The 19,831-nt window shown below is 66.1% G+C and carries 23 protein-coding genes; 12 read left to right on the top strand and 11 right to left on the bottom strand.

Annotation, left to right across the window (positions count from 1 at the left end; all coding sequences use genetic code 11):
* Window positions 1-4: 4 nt before the first annotated feature.
* Window positions 5-610: a GGDEF domain-containing protein gene (locus tag Q8P46_11375; GenBank protein ID MDP2620755.1), complete on the bottom strand. Its 606-nt coding sequence runs from the start codon at window positions 608-610 to the stop codon at window positions 5-7.
* Between the two features lie 199 nt (window positions 611-809).
* Here Q8P46_11375 and purE point away from each other — a divergent pair, with 199 nt between their 5' ends.
* The 4 genes from purE to Q8P46_11395 all read left to right on the top strand — a co-directional run bounded on the left by purE (window position 810) and on the right by Q8P46_11395 (window position 3,721).
* Window positions 810-1,307 (top strand): 5-(carboxyamino)imidazole ribonucleotide mutase, encoded by a 498-nt coding sequence (gene purE / locus Q8P46_11380; protein MDP2620756.1) that lies wholly within the window; start codon window positions 810-812, stop codon window positions 1,305-1,307.
* Window positions 1,300-2,412, top strand: coding sequence for a 5-(carboxyamino)imidazole ribonucleotide synthase (locus Q8P46_11385; protein MDP2620757.1), 1,113 nt, complete (start codon window positions 1,300-1,302; stop codon window positions 2,410-2,412). Before purE ends, Q8P46_11385 begins: the two co-directional genes overlap by 8 nt.
* Window positions 2,413-2,561: 149 nt before the next feature.
* Window positions 2,562-2,789 carry a 30S ribosomal protein S21 gene (rpsU, locus tag Q8P46_11390; protein MDP2620758.1) on the top strand — a complete coding sequence of 76 codons (228 nt, stop codon included), beginning with the start codon at window positions 2,562-2,564 and terminating at the stop codon, window positions 2,787-2,789.
* Between the two features lie 38 nt (window positions 2,790-2,827).
* Entirely contained in the window at window positions 2,828-3,721 is an 894-nt protein-coding gene (locus Q8P46_11395) for a tetratricopeptide repeat protein (protein ID MDP2620759.1), read from the top strand.
* On the opposite strand, the gene Q8P46_11400 is transcribed toward Q8P46_11395, so the two are convergent.
* Complete coding sequence (locus tag Q8P46_11400; protein MDP2620760.1) at window positions 3,714-4,568, bottom strand: hypothetical protein; 855 nt, start codon at window positions 4,566-4,568, stop codon at window positions 3,714-3,716. The two genes, Q8P46_11395 and Q8P46_11400, sit on opposite strands and share 8 nt — an antisense overlap.
* A gap of 102 nt (window positions 4,569-4,670) precedes the next feature.
* Window positions 4,671-5,546: a DMT family transporter gene (locus Q8P46_11405; protein ID MDP2620761.1), complete on the bottom strand. Its 876-nt coding sequence runs from the start codon at window positions 5,544-5,546 to the stop codon at window positions 4,671-4,673.
* A gap of 257 nt (window positions 5,547-5,803) precedes the next feature.
* Here Q8P46_11405 and Q8P46_11410 point away from each other — a divergent pair, with 257 nt between their 5' ends.
* A complete protein-coding gene (locus tag Q8P46_11410) occupies window positions 5,804-6,397 on the top strand; it encodes a TIGR02444 family protein (GenBank protein ID MDP2620762.1) in 594 nt (197 codons plus the stop codon).
* A 40-nt stretch (window positions 6,398-6,437) separates the two neighbouring features.
* Complete coding sequence (locus Q8P46_11415) at window positions 6,438-6,854, top strand: lysozyme inhibitor LprI family protein (protein MDP2620763.1); 417 nt, start codon at window positions 6,438-6,440, stop codon at window positions 6,852-6,854.
* 47 nt (window positions 6,855-6,901) lie between these two features.
* Here Q8P46_11415 and Q8P46_11420 read toward each other — a convergent pair whose 3' ends face one another.
* Window positions 6,902-7,294, bottom strand: coding sequence for a RidA family protein (locus tag Q8P46_11420; GenBank protein MDP2620764.1), 393 nt, complete (start codon window positions 7,292-7,294; stop codon window positions 6,902-6,904).
* Window positions 7,295-7,402: 108 nt separating this feature from the next.
* On the opposite strand from Q8P46_11420, the gene Q8P46_11425 reads away from it, so the two are divergent.
* From Q8P46_11425 to Q8P46_11435, 3 genes are all read left to right on the top strand, one after another.
* Window positions 7,403-7,567, top strand: a complete 165-nt coding sequence (locus Q8P46_11425; GenBank protein MDP2620765.1) for a type II toxin-antitoxin system PemK/MazF family toxin — start codon at window positions 7,403-7,405, stop codon at window positions 7,565-7,567.
* Window positions 7,568-7,734: 167 nt separating this feature from the next.
* A complete protein-coding gene (locus tag Q8P46_11430) occupies window positions 7,735-8,103 on the top strand; it encodes a hypothetical protein (protein ID MDP2620766.1) in 369 nt (122 codons plus the stop codon).
* 8 nt (window positions 8,104-8,111) lie between these two features.
* Window positions 8,112-8,786 carry a hypothetical protein gene (locus Q8P46_11435; protein ID MDP2620767.1) on the top strand — a complete coding sequence of 225 codons (675 nt, stop codon included), beginning with the start codon at window positions 8,112-8,114 and terminating at the stop codon, window positions 8,784-8,786.
* 111 nt (window positions 8,787-8,897) lie between these two features.
* Here Q8P46_11435 and Q8P46_11440 read toward each other — a convergent pair whose 3' ends face one another.
* The 6 genes from Q8P46_11440 to Q8P46_11465 form a co-directional block, all read right to left on the bottom strand.
* Entirely contained in the window at window positions 8,898-10,292 is a 1,395-nt protein-coding gene (locus Q8P46_11440) for an NAD(P)(+) transhydrogenase (Re/Si-specific) subunit beta (protein ID MDP2620768.1), read from the bottom strand.
* A gap of 4 nt (window positions 10,293-10,296) precedes the next feature.
* On the bottom strand, window positions 10,297-10,773 hold the full coding sequence (locus Q8P46_11445) for a proton-translocating transhydrogenase family protein (GenBank protein ID MDP2620769.1): 477 nt from the start codon (window positions 10,771-10,773) through the stop codon (window positions 10,297-10,299).
* Window positions 10,770-11,933: a Re/Si-specific NAD(P)(+) transhydrogenase subunit alpha gene (locus tag Q8P46_11450; protein MDP2620770.1), complete on the bottom strand. Its 1,164-nt coding sequence runs from the start codon at window positions 11,931-11,933 to the stop codon at window positions 10,770-10,772. Before Q8P46_11450 ends, Q8P46_11445 begins: the two co-directional genes overlap by 4 nt.
* 19 nt (window positions 11,934-11,952) lie before the next feature.
* Window positions 11,953-12,231, bottom strand: coding sequence for an aa3-type cytochrome c oxidase subunit IV (locus tag Q8P46_11455; GenBank protein ID MDP2620771.1), 279 nt, complete (start codon window positions 12,229-12,231; stop codon window positions 11,953-11,955).
* Between the two features lie 142 nt (window positions 12,232-12,373).
* On the bottom strand, window positions 12,374-13,750 hold the full coding sequence (locus tag Q8P46_11460; protein ID MDP2620772.1) for an AarF/ABC1/UbiB kinase family protein: 1,377 nt from the start codon (window positions 13,748-13,750) through the stop codon (window positions 12,374-12,376).
* A gap of 108 nt (window positions 13,751-13,858) precedes the next feature.
* A complete protein-coding gene (locus Q8P46_11465; protein ID MDP2620773.1) occupies window positions 13,859-15,700 on the bottom strand; it encodes a M3 family oligoendopeptidase in 1,842 nt (613 codons plus the stop codon).
* Between Q8P46_11465 and Q8P46_11470 the strand changes: the two genes are divergently transcribed.
* From Q8P46_11470 to Q8P46_11480, 3 genes are all read left to right on the top strand, one after another.
* Window positions 15,689-15,997: a hypothetical protein gene (locus Q8P46_11470; GenBank protein ID MDP2620774.1), complete on the top strand. Its 309-nt coding sequence runs from the start codon at window positions 15,689-15,691 to the stop codon at window positions 15,995-15,997. The two genes, Q8P46_11465 and Q8P46_11470, sit on opposite strands and share 12 nt — an antisense overlap.
* Window positions 15,966-17,444, top strand: coding sequence for a sigma-54 dependent transcriptional regulator (locus tag Q8P46_11475; GenBank protein ID MDP2620775.1), 1,479 nt, complete (start codon window positions 15,966-15,968; stop codon window positions 17,442-17,444). The genes Q8P46_11470 and Q8P46_11475 overlap by 32 nt, the downstream gene beginning before the upstream one ends.
* Window positions 17,445-17,958: 514 nt before the next feature.
* On the top strand, window positions 17,959-19,245 hold the full coding sequence (locus Q8P46_11480; protein MDP2620776.1) for a DUF882 domain-containing protein: 1,287 nt from the start codon (window positions 17,959-17,961) through the stop codon (window positions 19,243-19,245).
* 113 nt (window positions 19,246-19,358) lie between these two features.
* Here the strand turns inward: Q8P46_11480 and Q8P46_11485 are convergent, their stop codons facing one another.
* The gene (locus Q8P46_11485; protein MDP2620777.1) at window positions 19,359-19,613 is read right to left on the bottom strand and encodes a DUF2312 domain-containing protein; all 255 of its coding nucleotides are present in this window, start codon (window positions 19,611-19,613) and stop codon (window positions 19,359-19,361) included.
* Window positions 19,614-19,831 lie beyond the last annotated feature (218 nt).

Below are 19,831 nucleotides of genomic sequence, written 5' to 3' on the forward strand. Positions count from 1 at the left end.
GCCGTTACCGCCGCCGGGTCGCATTCTTGCCGGCATACATGGCGTTATCGGCCCGCATCAGCGCGGTGTCCGCTGTATCGTTGGCATTGAGCGCCGTCACCCCGTGAGACGCGGTAAGCTTGACCTTGCCCTTGACGGCGGCAAAGGAGGCCGCCGCGATCATGCCCGCCAGGGCGCAGACCTTGGCCTCGGCCGGCGCGCCTTCCGTGTTCCACAGGACGATGGCGAACTCGTCGCCGCCGAGCCGGCCGACCACGTCGGAGCTGCGCACATTGTCGAGCAGAAGCCGGGCGACGCCTTCCAGCACCTTGTCGCCGGCCGCATGGCCAAAGGTGTCGTTGATCAGCTTGAAATCGTCGAGATCGAGATAGACGAGGCTCGCCTTGGCGCCGTAGCGGCGGGCATAGGCAAGCGCCCGTTCGAGCTCGCGGATGAAGCCGCGGCGGTTCAACAAGGGCACCAGCGCGTCCTCGTCGGCACGCCGCTCGAGCTCCTTGATGCGCCGCTGCGCCGCCACCAGCGCGGCCCTCAAATTCTCCGCTTCGGCGGCAAGGCTCCCCGATTTCGGCGCGCGCTTGCCCGGCGGCACCCTGGTTTTCCTGGAGCGCATGTCCCTCCCCGGCCCGCCGGGCGTCATCCCGAGCTTTCTATACACGCTTGCAGGTGCCCGCTGCAAAGCCCATCGGGCGCGCCGAATTGCCGCCCTCGAACGGGCGATCAAGGTTATCAACCTTCCTTGCTTGTCAGTGCCGGCGAGGCCCCTATAATCGCGCGCTTTCCCGGCACGCGCAGCCACGAGGAGAATTGCGATGAACGCATCGCCGCCGGCCGTCGCCATCATCATGGGAAGCCAGTCCGACTGGGGCACCATGCGCCATGCTGCGGAGACGTTGACCGCGCTCGGCATCGGCCATGCGGCGCGAATCATCTCCGCCCACCGCACGCCTGAACGGCTCTACGCCTTCGCCAAGGGGGCGGTCGATGCCGGCTTCAAGGTGATCATCGCCGGCGCCGGCGGCGCCGCGCACCTGCCCGGCATGACGGCGGCGATGACGCGGCTGCCGGTGTTCGGGGTCCCGATCGAAAGCCAGGCGCTGTCCGGCCTGGACAGCCTCTACTCCATCGTCCAGATGCCAGCCGGCGTCGCGGTGGGAACGCTCGCCATCGGGCGGGCCGGCGCCGTCAACGCGGCGCTGATGGCCGCCGCCGTGCTGGCGCTGTCCGATCCGGAGCTCGCCAAGCGGCTCGAGGAGTGGTGCGCCCGGCAGACCGCCGCCGTCGGCGAAAGACCGGACGAAAATGGCTGAGACTCCGCGGCTGACGCCGGCGGCGACCATCGGCATTCTCGGCGGCGGCCAGCTTGGCCGCATGCTGGCGCTGGCGGCCGCCGATCTCGGTCTCAAGACCCATGTGCTGTGTCCGGAGCCCGACAGCCCGGCCTTCGAGGTGACGCGGCGCCGTACGGTCGCAGACTATGGCGACGAGGCGGCGCTCGACCTGTTCGCCCGCGACGCCGACGTCATCACCTACGAGTTCGAGAACGTCCCCAGCGCCACCGTCGCCTTTCTGCGCGCCCGCCGGCCGGTGCTTCCGGACGAGCAGGCGCTCGACATCGCCCAGGACCGGCGCAAGGAAAAATCGTTCCTCGAGGGGCTCGGCATCGCGGTGGCGCCCTATCGCCGCATCGGGCAGCTTGCGGACATTGAGCCGGCGGCGGCCGAGATCGGCCTGCCCGCGGTCCTGAAAACCTGCCGGCTCGGCTATGACGGCAAGGGGCAATATGTGCTGCGCGAGGCAGGCGATGCGCGCGCCGCCTGGGCCGGCGTCGGCGAGGCGGCCTCGATCCTCGAGGCGTTCGTTCCCTTTGCGCGCGAGATTTCGATTATAGCCGCGCGCAGCGCCGACGGTCGGTTTACCGCCTACGACCCGCCGGAGAACGTGCACAAGGAACAGATCCTGCGCCGCTCGCAGGTGCCGGCGCGGATCTCGGTAGCGCTCGCCGAGGAGGCCGAAGCGATCGCGCGCAAGGTCGCCGACGCGCTCGACTATGTCGGCGTCCTGGCGATCGAGCTTTTCGTCGTCGAGGAGGAGGGGCGCGCGCGCCTGATCGCCACCGAGATCGCGCCCAGGGTGCACAATTCCGGCCATTGGACCATGGACGCCTGCCGGGTGAGCCAGTTCGAGCAGCATATCCGCGCGGTTGCCGGCTGGCCGCTGGGGCCCGCGGCGCGCGACCGCGACGCGGTGATGGACAATCTGATCGGCGAGGAGGTTGAGGGCTGGCCGCAACTGTTGCGCGAGCCCGACGCTTGCCTGCATCTATACGGCAAGGCGCGGGTGCGCGCCGGGCGCAAGATGGGCCATGTGACGCGGCTTTCCCCGCTCGGATCGCTTGCTCAGGCAAACCGCTAGCGCCTTCGCCGGGTGGACAAGGCCGGCAAGTTTTGGTAGAGACGCCGCGATTTCTCCGGACAGATTTGCTGGGGAGTGAGTGGCCGGCGAGGATGCGCCGTAGCCGCGGCGTGACCATCGTCTGAAAGGCGCGTAAAGCGGGATCGAACGTGCAGGTACTTGTTCGCGACAACAATGTCGACCAAGCGCTCCGGGCGCTGAAAAAGAAGATGCAGCGCGAGGGCATCTTCCGCGAAATGAAGCTTCGCAACTATTACGAAAAGCCGTCGGAAAAACGCGCCCGCGAAAAGGCGGAAGCGGTGCGGCGCGCCCGCAAGCTCGCCCGCAAGCGCGCCCAGCGCGAGGGCCTCGCCGCCGCCGTCAGGCCTCGCAGCTAGGGTATTTTGCACGCGGCGCACAGGGGAAGGCGGCGGTCATGGAGAAAGGCAAGGGCCATCCCAATGCCGCTGGGCTGTTGCTGCTGATCGCTCTTGCGGGGGGATCGAGCGCCTGCTCGCGGGATTACGCGCTTAACGCCTACAATGCCGCCGCGAACGTCCGCGTCGACGAGTCCCAGAACATCGCCTCGCTGACCGAGGTCATCCGCTCCAATCCCAACGATGTCGGCGCACTGAACATGCGCGGCACGGCCTTTGGCCTCGCCGGCAACCTCAAAGCGGCGCTTGCCGATTTCACCGCCGCCATCCGGCTCGACCCCGCTTTCCACCAGGCCCATTCCAACCGCGGCCTCGTCCATCTGAAGCTCGGCGAGCCGCAGGCGGCCGAAGAGGATTTTTCCCGCGCGTTGCGCCTGGCGCCGGACTATGCGCCGGCCCATATCGGGCGCGGCAATGCCCGCCGCCTGAACAAGCAGTACGCGCTGGCGCTCGCCGACTATGACAGGGCGATCGAGATGACCGCCGCCGAGCCGCAGGCCTTCTACAATCGCGGCCTCGTCTATCAGGCACAGGGGCGGCACGATCGGGCGCTGGCGGACTTCACCAGCGCCATCAATCTGAACCCCGGCTCGGCCAATCCCTATCACGGCCGGGCGCTCAGCCAGGTGGCGCTGAACCGGATCGACAAGGCGATGGCCGACCTCGACCGGGCGCTCGAGATCGATCCGCGCTTCGCTGAGGCCTGGGCGACCCGCGGCGCGCTGTTGGAGCGTAGCGGAGAGCTGCAGCACGCCCGCGCCGCCTATCGGCGCGCGCTTCAGGCCGATCCGCAAAACGCCATGGCCGGCTCCGGGACCGAGCGGATCGAGCGCCAGATCCCCGGCCTTGCCGTCACCCGCATCGCCGGGCGTAACAAGCAGAGCCTCAACTGAAATCGTCGGGGAGGCGGGCCTCGGGCGCGTCCATGCCGCCGGCGACGCAACGCACGCGCGCGAAGCGGCAGGGCATGGCGGACCCCGCCATGATCCGCACCCGCTCGGTGCGTACCGCCTCGTCTTCCGCATGCTCGTGGACGAAGCGTTCGAGCGGGCCGTCATGGCCAATGTGCAGGCGGACGCGCTCCAGCATGTCCTCTTGGCCGGCCGCGGCATGGCGCGAGCCCAGCGCGGCGAAGGCCGAAAGGCGCACCGGCGCACCATCCGGCGCATAGGCGCCGCGCAGCGAGACATAGGCGAGCGCGGCGTCGAGCACGCAACCATTGCCGAGATCGGCGTCAAGCCCGCCGAGGAGCGCCAGCGCATAATTCTTGCCGAGGCTTTCCGAGCCGTTGAGCCGCTTCAGCTCGCCCGGGTCGAGGAAGGCGACGTGCAGCTCGCTTGTCGCCTCTTCCTCCCCAGTCAGGGTTCCGGGAATGGCGCCGTAGCGCGACACATGCGCCGAATAGACCGAGACCACGCCGCTGAGCCTCGCCTTGAGCACCGGAAAGTCGCCGGGCACGCCAGCGGCGGCGAATTTGCTCTTGAGCCGAGTAAAGGAGGCGTTCGAGCCCGCCGCGATCACCGCCACGCGGCGCTCATAGCGGCGCGGAACGCCGTTGCCGCCGAGCGCCACGGTCACGTCGCTGACGGGCACTTCACCATTGGCGCGGGGATGGCTCACGATTTCCCGGGCCTCGGCGCGCTCGGGTGATTCCGCCTCATGGCGGAAGCGGTAGCCGAAGGCCGGAGGATCGTAGGGATAGGCCCGGACGCGGGCGAAAACGGCAGCGGGATCGCTCATGGGCGCTCAATATAGTCCGTCAGCCGCTCGCGTGAAGTGCGTTGCCGCATCGACGCACCGTCCGAGGCGGCCCGCCGCGGCCATCGCAGACAATCGGCGGCTTCAGCGTTTCCTGATGTCGAGCAGCGTCTTGGCGACGACGCTGGCGATGACGATCGTGCCGCCGACGAGCACGCCTTCGGCAGGCTTCTCGCCGAGGGCCAGCCAAACCCACATCGGCCCGAGGATCGGTTCGAGCATGCCGAGCAGCGCCGAATGCGCCGCCGGTATCAGCCGGGCGCCGGTCACGAACAGCGCCATGCCGGCCCCCAGCTGGCCGGCGCCGAACAGGAACAGAAGTGGCAAATCATGCGCCGTGACGGAAAATGGCGTGGCGAACGCCAGCGAGGCCAGCATGGCGATCGCGGCGCCCGCGCAGGCGGCGGGCGTCATGCGGATTTCGTGATAACGCCGCGTGATGACGATGACCCCGGCGAAGCTGACCGGGATCAGGAAGGCGAAGAAATCGCCCAGGGCCGATCCGCTGCCGAGCGAATCCGACACCATTAGCGCGATGCCGCCCATTACCGCCGCGATGGTGACGTAGGTCGCCGGCCGGATCGGCTCGCCGAGGAAGACGCGCCCGAAGATCGCCGCAAGCAGCGGCGTGCAGCTCATGATCACCAGCGTCTTGGCCACCGACGTCAGGTTCAGCGCGACGACGAAGGAGATCGAGGCGCTGGCGAAGAAAAACCCGACGCCGAGGCCGGGCCATCCCATCTGCCGGAACAGGCCGAACATTTTCCTGCCGTCGCGCATGGCCAGGAACACAAGCAGGAACAGGCAGGCGCTCGCCGACCGCCAGAAGACCGTCGTCCAGCTGTCCGCCGACTCCAGCAGACGAACGATCAGCCCGCCGGTGCTCCAGACGATCGCCGAGGCGGCAACAAGAGTCACCCCGCGCAGGGTCTTCTCGAGTTCAAGGTCCGGCCTATTCATTCGCCGCATTCCGATCCCAGCGAGACCCCGATATGAGACCATCGCGCGCAGCGCACAGGCGCCCCGCCGACAGACGCGGGGGCGGAAACGGCGGGCCGGCACCGTTCGCCGAAAGGCGGCCGGCTCGCCAGCTTAGGCGTGGGCGTACGCGAGATTGGCTATCGGGTCGGACATCGGCGCCGAATATAGGCCCTGGCCGGCGCAAATCCAGTACCACGCTGGTACTTGCCCGGCACCCGTGGGATATAGTCGCCACCATGGCCGCGTCCGTGAAAAGCTCGCACGACCTCGCCTTCGAGGACCATCCGTTTTGGGACTTTTCGCTCAAGGTCTATTCGAGCGAGGGGGTCGGCGCAGCCTGCCTCGCGCTGCAGGAGCGGCGCGCGATCGACGTCAATCTGGTCTTATTCTGCATCTGGAACGGGGCGAGCGGGTGCGGCCGGTTGAGCGCCGGGGAACTGGACGCGGCGCTCGCAGCGGTAAGGGCTTGGAACAGGGACATCGTGGTCGGCCTGCGCGCCGTGCGCGATGAGCTCAAGGGCGGCATGGCGCCGATCCCGAAAGACCGCAGCGACGCCCTGCGCAAGCGTATCCTGAAGATCGAGATCGACTGCGAGCACGCCGAGCAGTTGGCGCTGGCCAACGCGGTCGGTCGGGTCGCGCAAGCCGACCTGCCGCCTGACCGCCGCGCCGAGGATGCGGCGGCCAACGTCGCTGCCTATTTCCGCCGCCACGGATTTGCGCCCGACGCACAGGACACCACGCACACGACGCGCATTCTTAACGCCGCCTTCCCGGAGGTCGGCGCAGTGGAGCTGGAGGAGATGTGCCGGAAGGCAGTCGCGGGTTAGCAGTGAGTGAGGGTTTCAGATGATAGACAGGAGCAAGCCGATGAAACGCTTGGTGATTCATTGGTTTTTCGCCGTGCTCGCAATCGCCGCAACGGCAGACGCCGTCGCGCAACCAAGGCGGATCGATTGCGAGAACCCAGCCACCAACATCGAGATCGGCGCATGTCTTGATCGTGAACTCAAGGCTGCCGACGCCGAACTCAATCGCGTCTATCAGGCGGCGATGACCGCGATCGAGCGCAGCGATCATTTGACGCCGGAGTTGAGGGGCGAATGGAAGGCGGCCTTGCGCGCCGCGCAGCGTCTTTGGATTTCCTATCGCGACGCGGACTGTCGCACCCCCATCGAATATGAATGGTGGGGAGGCTCCGGCGTCGGTATGGCAATCCTTAGCTGCCTCCTCGAGAAGACGAAAGTCCGCGTGAGCGAGCTGCGCGAGCGGTACGATTCGCGCTGATTTCGTAGGGTGGGCGTGGTTGTGCCCACCCCGGACCTATTGTGCCGTCAATCGGGAATAACGGCGAGGGCCTCGATTTCGACCTTGGCCTCGTCGACCATCAGCCGGCCGACTTCGACCGCCGTGATCGGGGGATAGTGATCGCCCAGCGCGGCGCGAAAGGCCGCCCCGATGGCCTTTCCTTCGGCGAAATAGGCGTCGCGGTCGGTCATGAACAGGTCGAGGCGCACGATATGCTCGGGTCCGCCGCCGGCTTCCTTCAAGAGCCTCGCGACGCGCTTCAAGGCGGCTGCCACCTGCTCGGCGATCATGCCGGTCTCGAAGACCTGGTTCTCGTTCCAGCCGACCTGACCGGCGAGCGCGACAATGCTTCCGTTCGCCTTGATGCCGCTCACATAGCCGCGCGGCTTGGCCCACTCTTCCGGTTGCAGTATCTCCATGATCGTCCTCCATTTCGGTCTCGGGATTTGATCGGGGAGCATTCGCCGGCCGGGAAAGCAAATCGATAGGACAAATCCGCTCACCGGCGGACGGCGCGCCGATTCCCCATTGTGCCGAACGAACGCAACGGGCTGCGTTCCGTGTCAAGGCTGATGGTCGACAAGATCGCGACCGTGCCCAAGGAGCGCCTGGCCGCGCGCATCGGCCACCTCGGCGACGAGGATCTCGTCCGCCTCAACCGCGCGATTTTGGTGTTTTTGGGGATGGGGTGAAATGGGCTTTGTAGGTGGGCAGAGCGACCCGTCCTCCGCAGCAGCGGCGCTGTTGCTGCGGAGGGTGGAAGCGTGCCCACCGATTCGTGCCATTGCGTGGTGGAGTCTCGGCAGCTACACTGAAATATGGATTTCAGGTCGAAAGGATGAATTTCATAGTATGCTGAATGAATAAGTGGATTGAATTAGGGGCGCGGGCAATGCCACTTAAATACGCCGCCGAATTTCAGAAGGAATTGAATGCCGTAATTTCAAAAACGAAGGACGAGAGCACGAGCGCCTGGGTATTCTTGGTACTATCAGCGGTGGTGGTTTCTGCGATTGCTGCAATTCTTGCATTGAGCGGAGCGGATGGAGCGACCGTCATTTCCCGGACTATTATTGCGTGCACGGCGTGGATTTCGTGGCAACTAGCGTGGGAAGCCAAGGTCCTTCATCTGACGCTTGTTATACTCACCTCTGTCGTTGAGTGGGTCGGCCGAAAACAACTTGGCGAGTACAAACCGCCTCAAGCCGTGGCTGGAGACAGGGGGTGAATGGACGCGTGAGACGGGAGGAGATCGAGGCGCAGCGCCTCTTGGAAACCTTCTTCCGAGAGCGCGTCGATGCCGCTGCGCAATGTCATCCTGGCAATGACCCGCCTGACTTGATCTGCGAAACGGCGATGCACCGATACGCGATCGAAGTCACCTATGTTGGTCAACAGGAGACCCTCGAGGGCAAGACAGCAGCGCGAATGGAACGCGACATTCCGCTATGGCAAATGGGACAACGGCTCGATAATGCCACGAAGAATATTCGAAAGCGCGATTATCGCTTATGGCTGCAAGGACCACCCAAGGGCAAGAAATTCCGCCGGTGGGAAGAAGTTATCAAGACTGCGATTCTCGACTTCGTCGAATCCGGCAAGAAGGGCCGGCTGGAATTGGAAGGCGCATCAGTTACTGCATTTGGTCCAGGCAACCGCTGGTTACTGGCCATCGAACCGAGAGAAAATGCTGTGACGCTGAGCGGTGCGCGAAGCGACGACATACAGGCCAACATAAACGACATGCTGCGACACGCACTGTCAGTGAAAGCGACCAAGGTTACACCACTCACGGGTTACGACAGGAAGGCAATATTGATGTGGAATACCTATCCCTTTGGCGACGAGCTGAGCGACGTTCAACGTGCCATCAATGGCCTGCGCGAAGACTCGAATTTTGGTAGTGTTTGACATGATATTTTACGTAGCCGGCGGACATCTCTGGCTATTGCATGGTCAAGATCGCCTTTGACCGGGATCTGTCAGTCAAAATACCTAAAATTTGACAGCACTGCCAATACTTCACAACGCCTTGACCACTTCCTCGGTCATCTTCTTGGCGTCGCCGAACAGCATCATGGTGTTGTCGCGGTAGAACAGCGTGTTGTCGATGCCGGCATAGCCCGACGACAGCGAGCGCTTGACGAACATCACCGTGCCGGCCTTCCACACCTGCAGGACCGGCATGCCGTAGATCGGCGAGGTCGGGTCCTCCTCGGCCGCCGGGTTGGTGACGTCGTTGGCGCCGATGACGAAGGCGACGTCGCACTGCGGGAACTCGGAGTTGATGTCCTCGAGCTCGAAGACCTCGTCATAGGGCACCTGCGCCTCGGCCAGGAGCACGTTCATGTGCCCCGGCATGCGGCCGGCGACCGGGTGGATCGCGTATTTGACGTCGACGCCCTCGGCCTTGAGCTTGTCGGCCATCTCGCGGACGGCGTGCTGTGCCTGGGCGACCGCCATGCCGTAGCCCGGCACGATGATGACCTTGCCGGAGTTCTTCATGATGAAGGCGGCATCCTCCGCGGAGCCGCGCCTGACCGGGCGCTGCTCGGCCGCGCCGGCGGCCACCGTCACCTCGCCGCCGAAGCCGCCGAGAATGACGTTGAAGAAGGAGCGGTTCATCCCCCTGCACATGATGTAGGAGAGGATCGCACCGGAGGAGCCGACGAGCGCGCCGGTGATGATCAGCGCCGTGTTGCCGAGCGTGAAGCCGATGCCGGCGGCCGCCCACCCCGAATAGGAGTTGAGCATCGATATGACCACCGGCATGTCGGCGCCGCCGATCGGGATGATGATGAAGACGCCGATCACGAACGACAGGACGGCGAGGGCCCAGAAGGCATTGTGGCTTTCCGATGCCGTGAACCAGACAATCAGGATGACGAGCAGGATGCCGAGGGCGAGATTGAGCCAATGTTGGCCGAAAAACACCGTCGGGTTGCCCGAGACCAGCCCCTGCAGCTTGGTGAAGGCGACGACGGAGCCGGTAAAGGTCACCGCGCCGATGGCCGCTCCGATCGACATCTCCACCAGGCTGACGCCGTGGATCGCGCCGGGTTCGCCGATGCCGAACGCCTGCGGCGCATAGAGGGCCGCGGCCGCCACCAGCACCGCGGCGAGGCCGACCAGCGAATGGAAGGCGGCAACCAGCTGCGGCATCGCCGTCATGGCGATGCGGTTGGCGATCACCGCGCCGATGCCGCCGCCAGTGGCAATGCCGACGACGATCAAGATCCAGGCGGTGAAATCGGACGGCGCCGCATAGGCGAGCGTCGTGACGATGGCGATGGCCATGCCGATCATGCCGAGCAGATTGCCGCGCCGCGATGAGTCCGGGTGCGACAGGCCGCGCAGCGCAAGGATGAACAGGATCGCCGAGACGAGATAGAGGAGGGCGACGAGATCGGCCGACATGGCGTTAGCTCCTCTCGCGCTTCTTGTACATGCCGAGCATGCGCTGGGTGACCAGGAAGCCGCCGAAGATGTTCACCGAAGCCATTATCAGGGCCGCAAAGCCGAGCCACCGCGCCCAGCCGACATCGCCGGCGGCGGACGCCGAGGCAAAATCGACGCCGACGGCAAGGAGGGCGCCGACGACGATCACCGAGGAGATCGCGTTGGTCACCGACATCAGTGGCGTGTGCAGCGCCGGCGTGACGCTCCACACCACGTAATAGCCGACGAAGATCGCCAGCACGAAGATCGAGAAGCGGAACACCAGCGGGTCGATACCGGAAACGCCGGCGCCGATGGCGCTGAGCGTCGCCTCGCCGCCGGCCTGCAACGCGGCTGCCGCCGTGTCGGCATAGGTCTCCGCGGCGCGGGCCGCCTCCTGCGCCGCGCGGGCGGCGGCGCGGGCGCGCTCCAGCGCCTCGGCTGCGGTGATCTCGCTCATGCTTTATCTCCTTTGGCCTTGCCGCCTCCGGACGCGCCAAGCAGCGGATGGACGATCTTGCCGTCGCGGGTCAGCGTGATGGCCTTGACGATCTCGTCCTGCCAGTCGACGGCGAGTTCGCCCTTCTCGCGGTCGACCACGATCTCGACAAGGGCGAAGAGGTTGCGGGCGTAAAGGTAGGAGGCCGACGCGGCGACGCTGCCGGCGACATTGAGATGGCCGACGATCGTGACGCCCCGATGCTCGACGGTCTCGCCGGGCCTGGAAAGCGCGCAATTGCCGCCGCGCTCCACCGCCAGATCGACAATCACCGAGCCCGGGGCCATCGATTCGACCATCTCCTTCGAGATCAGCACCGGCGCCGGGCGGCCCGGAACGAGCGCCGTGGTGATGACGATGTCCTGCTTGGCGATATGCGCAGCGATCAACTCGGCCTGCTTCTTCTTGTAGGCGTCGGACATCTCCTTGGCGTAGCCGGCCTCCGTCTCCGCCTGGCGGAACTCCTCATCCTCCACGGCGATGAACTTGGCGCCGAGGGATTCGACCTGCTCCTTGGCGGCCGGCCGCACATCGGTGGCGCTGACCACGGCGCCGAGCCGGCGTGCGGTGGCGATCGCCTGCAAGCCGGCGACGCCCGCGCCCATGACGAACGCCTTGGCCGGCGAAACGGTGCCGGCCGCCGTCATCATCATTGGCAGCGCCCGGTCGAAGGCTTCCGCGGCGTCGATCACCGCCCGGTAGCCGGCCAGGTTCGCCTGACTGGAGAGAACGTCCATGGCCTGGGCGCGGGTGATGCGCGGCATCAGCTCCATGGCCATCGCCGCCAGCCCGGCCCTAGCGATGGGATCGAACGCTTGCCTGCCGGCGAACGGGTCCATGATGCCGATGACCAGCGCCCCCCTCTTATAGCTTTCCGCCTCTTCGGCCGTCGGCCGGCGCACGCGCAGCACGATATCGGCGTCCTTGACGGCTGCGGCCGGCGTCTTGATCACCTTGGCGCCGGCATTGGCAAAAGCCTCGTCGAGAATGCGCGAGGAAACGCCGGCCCCGGCCTGCACCGTGACCTCAAAGCCAAGCGCGGTCAGCTTCTTGACCGTTTCCGGTGTTGCCGCGACGCGCGGTTCATCCTTGGCCGATTCGGCCGGCACCGCGAGCTTCATGAGATTGCCTCAGGTTATTCTACAGGGTTAGGACGCTCAGAACGATTATGGCGGCGAGGACCAGCAGGCTCGGAGTCCAGGTAAGCCGCGAGGCCAAGGTGACCGCCACCACGACATGCCCGGCGACGAGCCCGACGAGGCCGACCCAGAAGGCGACGCCGCCGATCAGCGTCATTGCCATCAGGGCGACGAGGGTAATGGCGCAAACGATGACCGCGGCGATCGTCAGCCTGACAAAGTTCGCGTAGGTCGCCCTGTGCTCGGCAATGCTCGTGTCGGTCGACTTTGCTCCAGCCATGTGCTCCCCTCGATCTCCCGGAGACCGGCCGACCCCACCTTCCGCCGAAGTCGGTCGCGCCCCTTATAACAGACGCGCCGGCCGCGGCAACGCGCAGTTTTGTCGCAAAGGGGGCAGGGTCGAAACGCGGCGGAAAGGGGCGTCAATCGGGCCGTTCGAGCTCGGCGCGGGAGAGCGCGGCCGCTTGCGCGGCCTCGACTGCGGCCAAGTCGAATTGCGCGATCTCGGCCTCGAACAGGTGGTGGAAATTGAGCTCCGCCTTGAGATGCAGAAGCACCCCGCCAAGGCCGATCGCGGCCCGGTCCATGAACACGAACTCGCGCGGCACCGTCACCGGCCCCTTCTCCTTGAGGGTCTTGTGCACCCGGAACGCTTCGCGGCGGCCATATTCGCCCGGCTTGACACCGTCGGCGATGGTCCGCACCCGGTCGTCCAAGAGCGGCCCGTAGATGAAGCGCGCCCAGATGTTGAGGGCGTCGATGAGCTCCTTGGACAGCCCCTTGAAGCCCCAGGTCTCATAGGCGTGGACGATGAGCGCGCGGTTGTCGCGCTGCAGCCCGTGATAGAGGTCGACGACGCCCTGAACGAAGATGGGCGGGAAGATGCGGATGCAGCCGTAATCGAGAAGGTTGATGCCCTGCGGCCCGCCGCCTTCCTCGAACACCGTGTAGTTGCCGAGATGCGGGTCGCCGTGGATGACGCCGTAATGGCCAAACGGGTGCCACCAGGCGCGGTACATGGCGGTCGCCACCCGGTTGCGGGAGGCAAGATCGGCGTCGATATAGTCGAGGATCGAGCGCCCCTCCAGCCACTCCATGGTCAAGAGCCGGCGCGTCGACAGCGCGCCATAGACCGCGGGCACCCGCACCTCGGGCACCGCGTCGAGCATCTCCGCATAGAGGCGCATATGCTTGGCCTCGCGCACATAGTCGAGCTCCTCGCGCAGCCGGGCACCGATCTCCACCGCGATGTGGCGGGTGTCGATGGCCGGGTCCATGCGCCGGTGAATGGCGAAGATCAGGTCGAGCTGGGCAAGATCGGCGGCAACCGCGGAATCCATGTCCGGATATTGCAGCTTGCAGGCGAGAGCCGTGCCGTCCTCGGCGAGCGCCTTGTGCACCTGGCCGAGGGAGGCGGAGGCGGCGGCCTGGTGTCCGAACTCGGCAAACTTCTCTTCCCAGCCGGGGCCGAGCTCGGCGGCCATGCGGCGCTTGACGAAGGGCCAGCCCATGGCCGGCGCCTGGCTCTGCAGCTTTCTCAGCTCGGCGGCATATTCGGCCGGCAGCACCTCGGGGATTGTGGCCAGCATCTGCGCCACCTTCATCAGCGGACCCTTGAGACCGCCGAGGGCCGCGGCAAGCGCCGCGGCGTTCTGCGAGCGGTCGGAATCAAAGCCGAAAAAGCGTTGCCCGGCATAGCGCGCGGCAACGCCGCTCATGCCGGTGCCGACGCGGGCATAGCGCCGGGCGCGGGCGGAAAAGCGGTTCTTCTCGCGGTCGGTGGGCGGAGTAGAGGTCATCGCACCCCAACAGATAAGGTGCCGAACCGCAAAAGCCAGCACCGCAGGCCATCAACCCTTGGCGAGATTGTCGCCGACGATGCCGCGCCCCGTGGCGGCCCAAGGTGCCTATTCGACGTCGAGCGCCTCCAGCTCGCCGATCATCCGCTCGATGACCGAAAGGCCCATCTGCCAGAAGCCGGGGTCGGCGGCGTTGAGGCCGAAGGGCTCAAGCAGCTCTGAGTGATGCTTGCTGCCGCCGGCGCGCAGCATGTCGAGATAGCGGGCCTCAAAGCCGCGCTCGGAGCGCTCATAGACCGCGTAAAGCGAGTTCACCAGGCAATCGCCGAAGGCATAGGCGTAAACGTAGAAGGGGGCGTGGATGAAATGCGGAATGTAGCTCCAGAAGGTCTCGTAGCCGTCCTTAAGTTCGACCGCGGGTCCCAGGCTTTCGCCCTGGATCTTAAGCCAGACCTCGCCGATGCGCGCGGCCGTCAGCTCGCCCTCGGCGCGCTCGGTGTGCAGACGCCGCTCGAAGCGGTAGAAGGCGATCTGCCGCACCACCGTGTTGATCATGTCCTCGATCTTCTGGGCGAGCAGCGCCTTGCGCTCGCCTGCGTCCTCGGCCGCGTCCAGCAGCGAACGGAAGGTCAGCATCTCGCCGAACACGCTGGCCGTTTCGGCCAGCGTCAGCGGCGTCGGCGCGAGCAGCGCGCCGAGCGGGGCCGCCAGCACCTGGTGGACGCCGTGGCCGAGCTCGTGGGCGAGCGTCATTACGTCGCGCGGCTTGCCCTGATAGTTGAGCAGCACATAGGGGTGGGCGCTGGGCACGGTGGGGTGCGAGAAGGCGCCGGGCGACTTGCCGGGACGCACCGGCGCATCGATCCAGCAGCGCTCGAAGAAGCGCGCGGCGATATCGGCCATCTCGGGCGAAAAGCGGCGATAGGCGGAAAGCACCGTATGGCGCGCCTCGCCCCAGGGGATGGTGCGGGCGACCTGCTCGGGCAGGGGCGCGTTGCGGTCCCAATGGGCGAGCCTCGCCTTGCCGAGCCAGCGGGCCTTGAGCGCGTAATAGCGGTGCGACAGGCGCGGATAGGCGGCAACCACCGCGCTCTCCAGCGCCTCGACCACCTCGGCCTCGACGCGGTTGGCAAGATGCCGCGAGGCGGCCACGTCCTTGAAGGCGCGCCAGCGGTCGGAGATCGCCTTGTCCTTGGCGAGCGTGTTGGTGATCAGCGTGAACAGCCGCAGATTTTCCTTGAATGTCCGGGCAAGCGCTTCGGCCGCAGTGCGCCGCACACCCTCATCCTCGTCGAGGAGGCGCTTCAGGGTCGGCTCGATGGCGAGCATCTCGCCGTCGCAATCGAAGCGCAGAGCCGCCATGGTCTGGTCGAACAGCCGGTTCCAGGCGCCGCGCCCGGTCACCGACTTTTCGTGGAAAAGCTGCTCGACCCGCTCCTCGAGCTGGTAAGGGCGCTCCTTGCGCACATCGTCGAGCCACGGCCGGTAGCGGGCGAGCGCCGGCGTCTTGGCGGCGGCATCGAGCACGGCGTCGTCGATGCGGTTGATCTCGAGCGTGAAGAACAGGAGATGCGAGCTTGCCGCCGTCATCTTCTCCTGCACGTCGCCGAAGAACTTGGAGCGTAGCGGATCGCTGGTGTCGCCGGCATGCAAGAGCGACGCGTAGGACATGATGCGCCCGATCAGGTCCTCGAGCGCCTCGAAGGCGATGACGGCTTCCGCCAGCTTTTCACCGGCGTTCTTGCCGCGGGCCAGCCGTTTGAGCTTGCCCTTATAGCGGGCCTCGAAATCCACGCAGTCTTTCTCGGCGCGGGCAAGATCGGCGGCGAGCACGGCTGAGTCCGGCCCCTCATAGAGGTCGCAGAGGTCCCATTCGGGCAGCGCACCCGGTTGCGGCTCCGCCTTCGCGGCGGGGTCGGCCGTGTCCAGGGATATGGGTTGCTGCTTCATCTTCCGCCCTTGTTGAAAAAGCTCCGCATCGGCGCCGGCTCCGCGCCGCAAGGCCCGTCGCACGGCAAGGCCATTATATATTGCGCCGGGCCCGCGCGCTTCAACCGGACGGCCGTTAACAATTTGCTTACCGAATGGCGTCCGGGCGGGACGGCGGTTAAGCCGTCCTTTACCGATGCCGGCCAGTCTCGTGATCCAAATTGGAACAACGCAACCGCGGAAAGCGCGCTGCCTTCGACAGGTAGCGGCAACGAACGAGCCGGACATGAGCCAGTGCATCTTGATCGTCGACGATGATCCGGTCCAGAGGCGCATCCTCGAGGAGCTGATCAAGCGGTTGGGCTACGAGGCGCGCATCGCCGAGGGCGGCGATCAGGCGATCGCGGCGCTGACCGGCCCGCGCGGGGGCGACATCGCGCTCGTCGTGCTCGACCTGGTGATGCCCGACCTCGACGGCATGGGGGTCCTGGAGCGGATGCGCCGTGACCAGATCCGCGCACCGGTGATCGTGCAGACGGCCCATGGCGGCATCGACACGGCGGTCTCGGCGATGCGCGCTGGCGCCGTCGACTTCGTCGTCAAGCCGGTGAGCGCCGAGCGGCTCAGCGTCTCGATCAAGAGCGCGCTCAAGGTCAATGCGCTGGAGGGCGAGATCGGGCGCATCCGCCGGCGCATGGAAGGCACCTTCACCTTCAAGGACATCGTCACCAGGAGCCCGGAGATGCTGCGCGTGATCGAGCTCGGCCGGCGCGCCGCCTCCTCCAACATTCCGATCATCATCGAGGGCGAATCCGGCGTCGGCAAGGAGATCGTCGCCCGCGCCATCCAGGGCTCGAGCCCGCGCCGCGGCAAGCCGTTCGTCACCGTCAATTGCGGGGCCATCCCGCAGAACCTGGTGGAAAGCGTGCTGTTCGGTCACGAGAGGGGCTCGTTCACGGGCGCCACCGACAGGCATGTTGGCAAGTTCGTCGAGGCGAACGGGGGCACCTTGTTCCTGGACGAGGTGAGCGACCTGCCGCTCGACACGCAGGTCAAGCTGCTACGCGCCATCCAGGAAGGCGAGGTCGACCCGGTCGGCGGCAAGAAGGCGATCAAGGTCGACATCCGGATCATCTCGGCGACCAACCGCAACATGCTGGAGCTGGTGCGCGAGGGGAAATTCCGCGAGGATCTTTACTATCGCCTCAACGTGTTCCCGATCTTCGTGCCGCCTTTGCGCGCGCGGCGCGTCGACGTGCCGGGGCTGGTAAAGCTGTTCATCACCCGCTGTGCGGCCGAAGAAGGCAAGCAAATCGACGGCATCGACCCCGATGCCCTGGTGATGCTGCAGCGCTTCGACTGGCCGGGAAATGTGCGTCAGCTCGAAAATGCGGTGTTCCGGGCGGTGGTGCTGGCCACGGGCCCGCAGCTCACCCTGAACGAATTCCCGCAGATCGCGGTTCAGCTCGGCGAGCCGGTCGCGGCGGCGCCAGAGCGGGCTTTCGCGCCGATGCCCGGTTCGGCGATCCTGGAAGCTGCAAGAGCGGCCATGCCAGTGGGTGTTGACGCCCTCTTCGCCGACGCTGTCCGCACGCTCGACGAGGACGGCCAGGTCCGGACGCTGCAGGAAATCGAGGCCGACGTCATCCGCTTCGCGCTCGATCATTATAACGGCCATATGTCGGAGGTCGCCCGGCGGCTGAAGATCGGTCGCTCGACGCTCTACCGCAAGCTCCGCGAGCACGGGCTGGAACATCCCGCGTAGGCGTTCGGCCGAGGAGACCGCCGCCGGAAAGAACCGCAGCTACCCGTTGCGGCATAAGGTCCCGGCGCATCTGACCTTTTTTTGCCGCCAGGCCGGACGAGACCGGCAAGCTCAGGCCGCGCCAAAACGTTTACGGGCGCGATTTCGGCGCCGCCACGGCGCCGAGATGGTACCGGGGCCGACCCGTCGGTGCCAAACGCTCCGAAAAAGCCTTCCCTAATATTGCCATTGTTTGCCGTCATGAGCGGATAAGTCTTGTGTACGTGTACCGCCGCCATGGCGCTTGCCGGGAAATATCGGTAAGGTTCTAAGGGCTCCTTAACCAAGACCAAGAACAATGGCGGCGGGAGTAGATTGACGCGGGCCAAACCGTTTAAGCGGCGGTTGTGGGCTACCGCGGGTGGGGTCAGGTTTGAGGGAATCATCGCTAAGGGCGTTTGTGCGCGGGCGATTGCGCCGGGGGGGCAGCAAGGCCGGTCCCACTGCCGCTTTCATTTTGGTAGCCGCGCTGACCGTGTCCGTGAGCACCCCGGCGACGCCGGACGCGGACCGCACCATCACCTTCTACAACATGCACACCAAGGAGCGGCTTACCGTCACCTACAAGAAGGACGGCCGCTACCTCCCCGACGCCATGACGCAGATCAACCACATGCTGCGCGACTGGCGGCGCGACGAGTCGATCCGCATGGATCCGGAGCTGGTCGACCTGGTCTACACGATCCATGAGGAGCTCGGCTCGAAGCAGCCGATCGGCATCGTCTCCGGCTACCGCTCGCCGGCCACCAACGGCAAGCTGAGGCGGCGCTCAAGCGGCGTGGCCAAGCACAGCCAGCACATACTCGGCAAGGCGATGGACGTCTATTTCCCCGATGTGCCGCTCAAGCGGCTGCGCGAGGCGGCGCTGATTCACCAGAAGGGCGGCGTCGGCTATTACCCGACCTCCGGCCGGCCATTCGTGCACATCGACACCGGCCGGGTGCGCTACTGGCCGCGCATGCCGCGCCAAGAGCTGGCGCGCCTGTTCCCCGACGGCAATACGCTGCACATCCCCGCCGACGGAAAGCCGCTGGCGCGCAAGGTCAAGACCCAGGACGTGCAGATCGCGCGGGCGAACGCCGCGGATTCGCCGCGGACGCCGACCAAGCGCCCGATCGTGGTGGCCCGCGCCGACGCCTCCACACCGGTGCCCGATCCGAACCTTGCGGCTTCGAGCCCGGACGGCGGCCTCCCATTCTCGCTGTTCGGTTTCCTGGCGCGCGATGAGCCGGCCGCGGAACCCGAAAAGCCGCAACAGGTGGTTATCGCCGGCTTGACCCTGCCGGAGGGAACATCCGCGCCGTTGCCGACGCCGCGGCCGCAGATCGAGCTAGCCGGCGGCGGCGCGGACGAACCGCTGATGACGGCGTCGCTGCCGCAGCCCGTGCCGCCCGAGGACAAGCTCGCCCAACGACCGATGATGCTGGCCTCGCTCGGACCCGAGGCGGCGGCGCCGAGCGAGGGGCGCACGGTGTTTCAGCGCGATGCGATCGGCGTCTGGGCCGGCGACCTCAGCTATGAGCCGCCGGCGGTCGCTCCGCTGGTCGCCGACTGGCGGGTGCACGGCGAGGCCTTCGCCAGCTTCACCGCGCCCGACCAGATTCATCTTGCAGGCCTGATGCGCGCGCCGGCGCAAAGCCTTTCAATCAACTTTACCCGCGGGCCCGCGCAGGCGCCTCATGCGGAAGCCTTTGTCGGCCCTGCCGTCGCGCCGCTCAAGGTTGCAGATCTGGGGCCGCCGCTGGTCACCGCATCGCGCTGAGGCGAAAAGGCTCCAGACCGAAATCCACCTGATCCGAATCGGATTTCGGTCCTATCTTTTTGGTTGAGCATGTTCTTTTCGCAAAACCGGTCCCCACTTTTGCGGAACATGCTCTAAACCTGCGGCATCATTCCCAGGGCGTTCATATAGACGTCGAGCAGGGCTTCCTGCTCCTGGCGCTCGGCGGCGTCCTGCTTGCGCAGGCGGACGATGCGGCGCAGCGTCCTTGTGTCGAAGCCGTGCGACTTGGCCTCGGCGTAGACCTCGCGGATGTCGCCGGCGAGCGCCGCCTTTTCCTCTTCCAGCCGCTCGATGCGCTCGACGATGGCGCGCAACCGATCGCGGGCGAAGCCTGTTGGCTGGTCCATGTCCGATCCTTCTTGTTATTGGCGCCGGCAAAGCGGCGGTCTTGAGCGTTGCCTCTAGAGCGGTTCATGGTTATAGGGAACCATTTGACCGGGATGATTTTGCGCCGTGGCCAGGCGCGGCTCGCCGGGCGATGCGGGTCGCATCGGCCAACAGCCGCAACACCGCCACGGCGCAAAAGAACCTTAGCCTTCGGTGGGCCAAATCGGCCCACCGGGTT

The sequence above is a fragment of the Hyphomicrobiales bacterium genome (assembly GCA_030688605.1).
GTDB lineage: Bacteria > Pseudomonadota > Alphaproteobacteria > Rhizobiales > NORP267 > JAUYJB01.

Excerpts from the sequence above, each read along its gene's own strand:
- Q8P46_11375 (MDP2620755.1), bottom strand. The coding sequence starts at position 610 with ATGCGCTCCAGGAAAACCAGGGTGCCGCCGGGCAAGCGCGCGCCGAAA.
- purE (MDP2620756.1), top strand. The coding sequence starts at position 810 with ATGAACGCATCGCCGCCGGCCGTCGCCATCATCATGGGAAGCCAGTCC.
- Q8P46_11385 (MDP2620757.1), top strand. The coding sequence starts at position 1,300 with ATGGCTGAGACTCCGCGGCTGACGCCGGCGGCGACCATCGGCATTCTC.
- Q8P46_11395 (MDP2620759.1), top strand. The coding sequence starts at position 2,828 with ATGGAGAAAGGCAAGGGCCATCCCAATGCCGCTGGGCTGTTGCTGCTG.
- Q8P46_11400 (MDP2620760.1), bottom strand. The coding sequence starts at position 4,568 with ATGAGCGATCCCGCTGCCGTTTTCGCCCGCGTCCGGGCCTATCCCTAC.
- Q8P46_11405 (MDP2620761.1), bottom strand. The coding sequence starts at position 5,546 with ATGAATAGGCCGGACCTTGAACTCGAGAAGACCCTGCGCGGGGTGACT.
- Q8P46_11410 (MDP2620762.1), top strand. The coding sequence starts at position 5,804 with ATGGCCGCGTCCGTGAAAAGCTCGCACGACCTCGCCTTCGAGGACCAT.
- Q8P46_11415 (MDP2620763.1), top strand. The coding sequence starts at position 6,438 with ATGAAACGCTTGGTGATTCATTGGTTTTTCGCCGTGCTCGCAATCGCC.
- Q8P46_11420 (MDP2620764.1), bottom strand. The coding sequence starts at position 7,294 with ATGGAGATACTGCAACCGGAAGAGTGGGCCAAGCCGCGCGGCTATGTG.
- Q8P46_11430 (MDP2620766.1), top strand. The coding sequence starts at position 7,735 with ATGAATAAGTGGATTGAATTAGGGGCGCGGGCAATGCCACTTAAATAC.
- Q8P46_11440 (MDP2620768.1), bottom strand. The coding sequence starts at position 10,292 with ATGTCGGCCGATCTCGTCGCCCTCCTCTATCTCGTCTCGGCGATCCTG.
- Q8P46_11445 (MDP2620769.1), bottom strand. The coding sequence starts at position 10,773 with ATGAGCGAGATCACCGCAGCCGAGGCGCTGGAGCGCGCCCGCGCCGCC.
- Q8P46_11450 (MDP2620770.1), bottom strand. The coding sequence starts at position 11,933 with ATGAAGCTCGCGGTGCCGGCCGAATCGGCCAAGGATGAACCGCGCGTC.
- Q8P46_11455 (MDP2620771.1), bottom strand. The coding sequence starts at position 12,231 with ATGGCTGGAGCAAAGTCGACCGACACGAGCATTGCCGAGCACAGGGCG.
- Q8P46_11460 (MDP2620772.1), bottom strand. The coding sequence starts at position 13,750 with ATGACCTCTACTCCGCCCACCGACCGCGAGAAGAACCGCTTTTCCGCC.
- Q8P46_11465 (MDP2620773.1), bottom strand. The coding sequence starts at position 15,700 with ATGAAGCAGCAACCCATATCCCTGGACACGGCCGACCCCGCCGCGAAG.
- Q8P46_11475 (MDP2620775.1), top strand. The coding sequence starts at position 15,966 with ATGAGCCAGTGCATCTTGATCGTCGACGATGATCCGGTCCAGAGGCGC.
- Q8P46_11485 (MDP2620777.1), bottom strand. The coding sequence starts at position 19,613 with ATGGACCAGCCAACAGGCTTCGCCCGCGATCGGTTGCGCGCCATCGTC.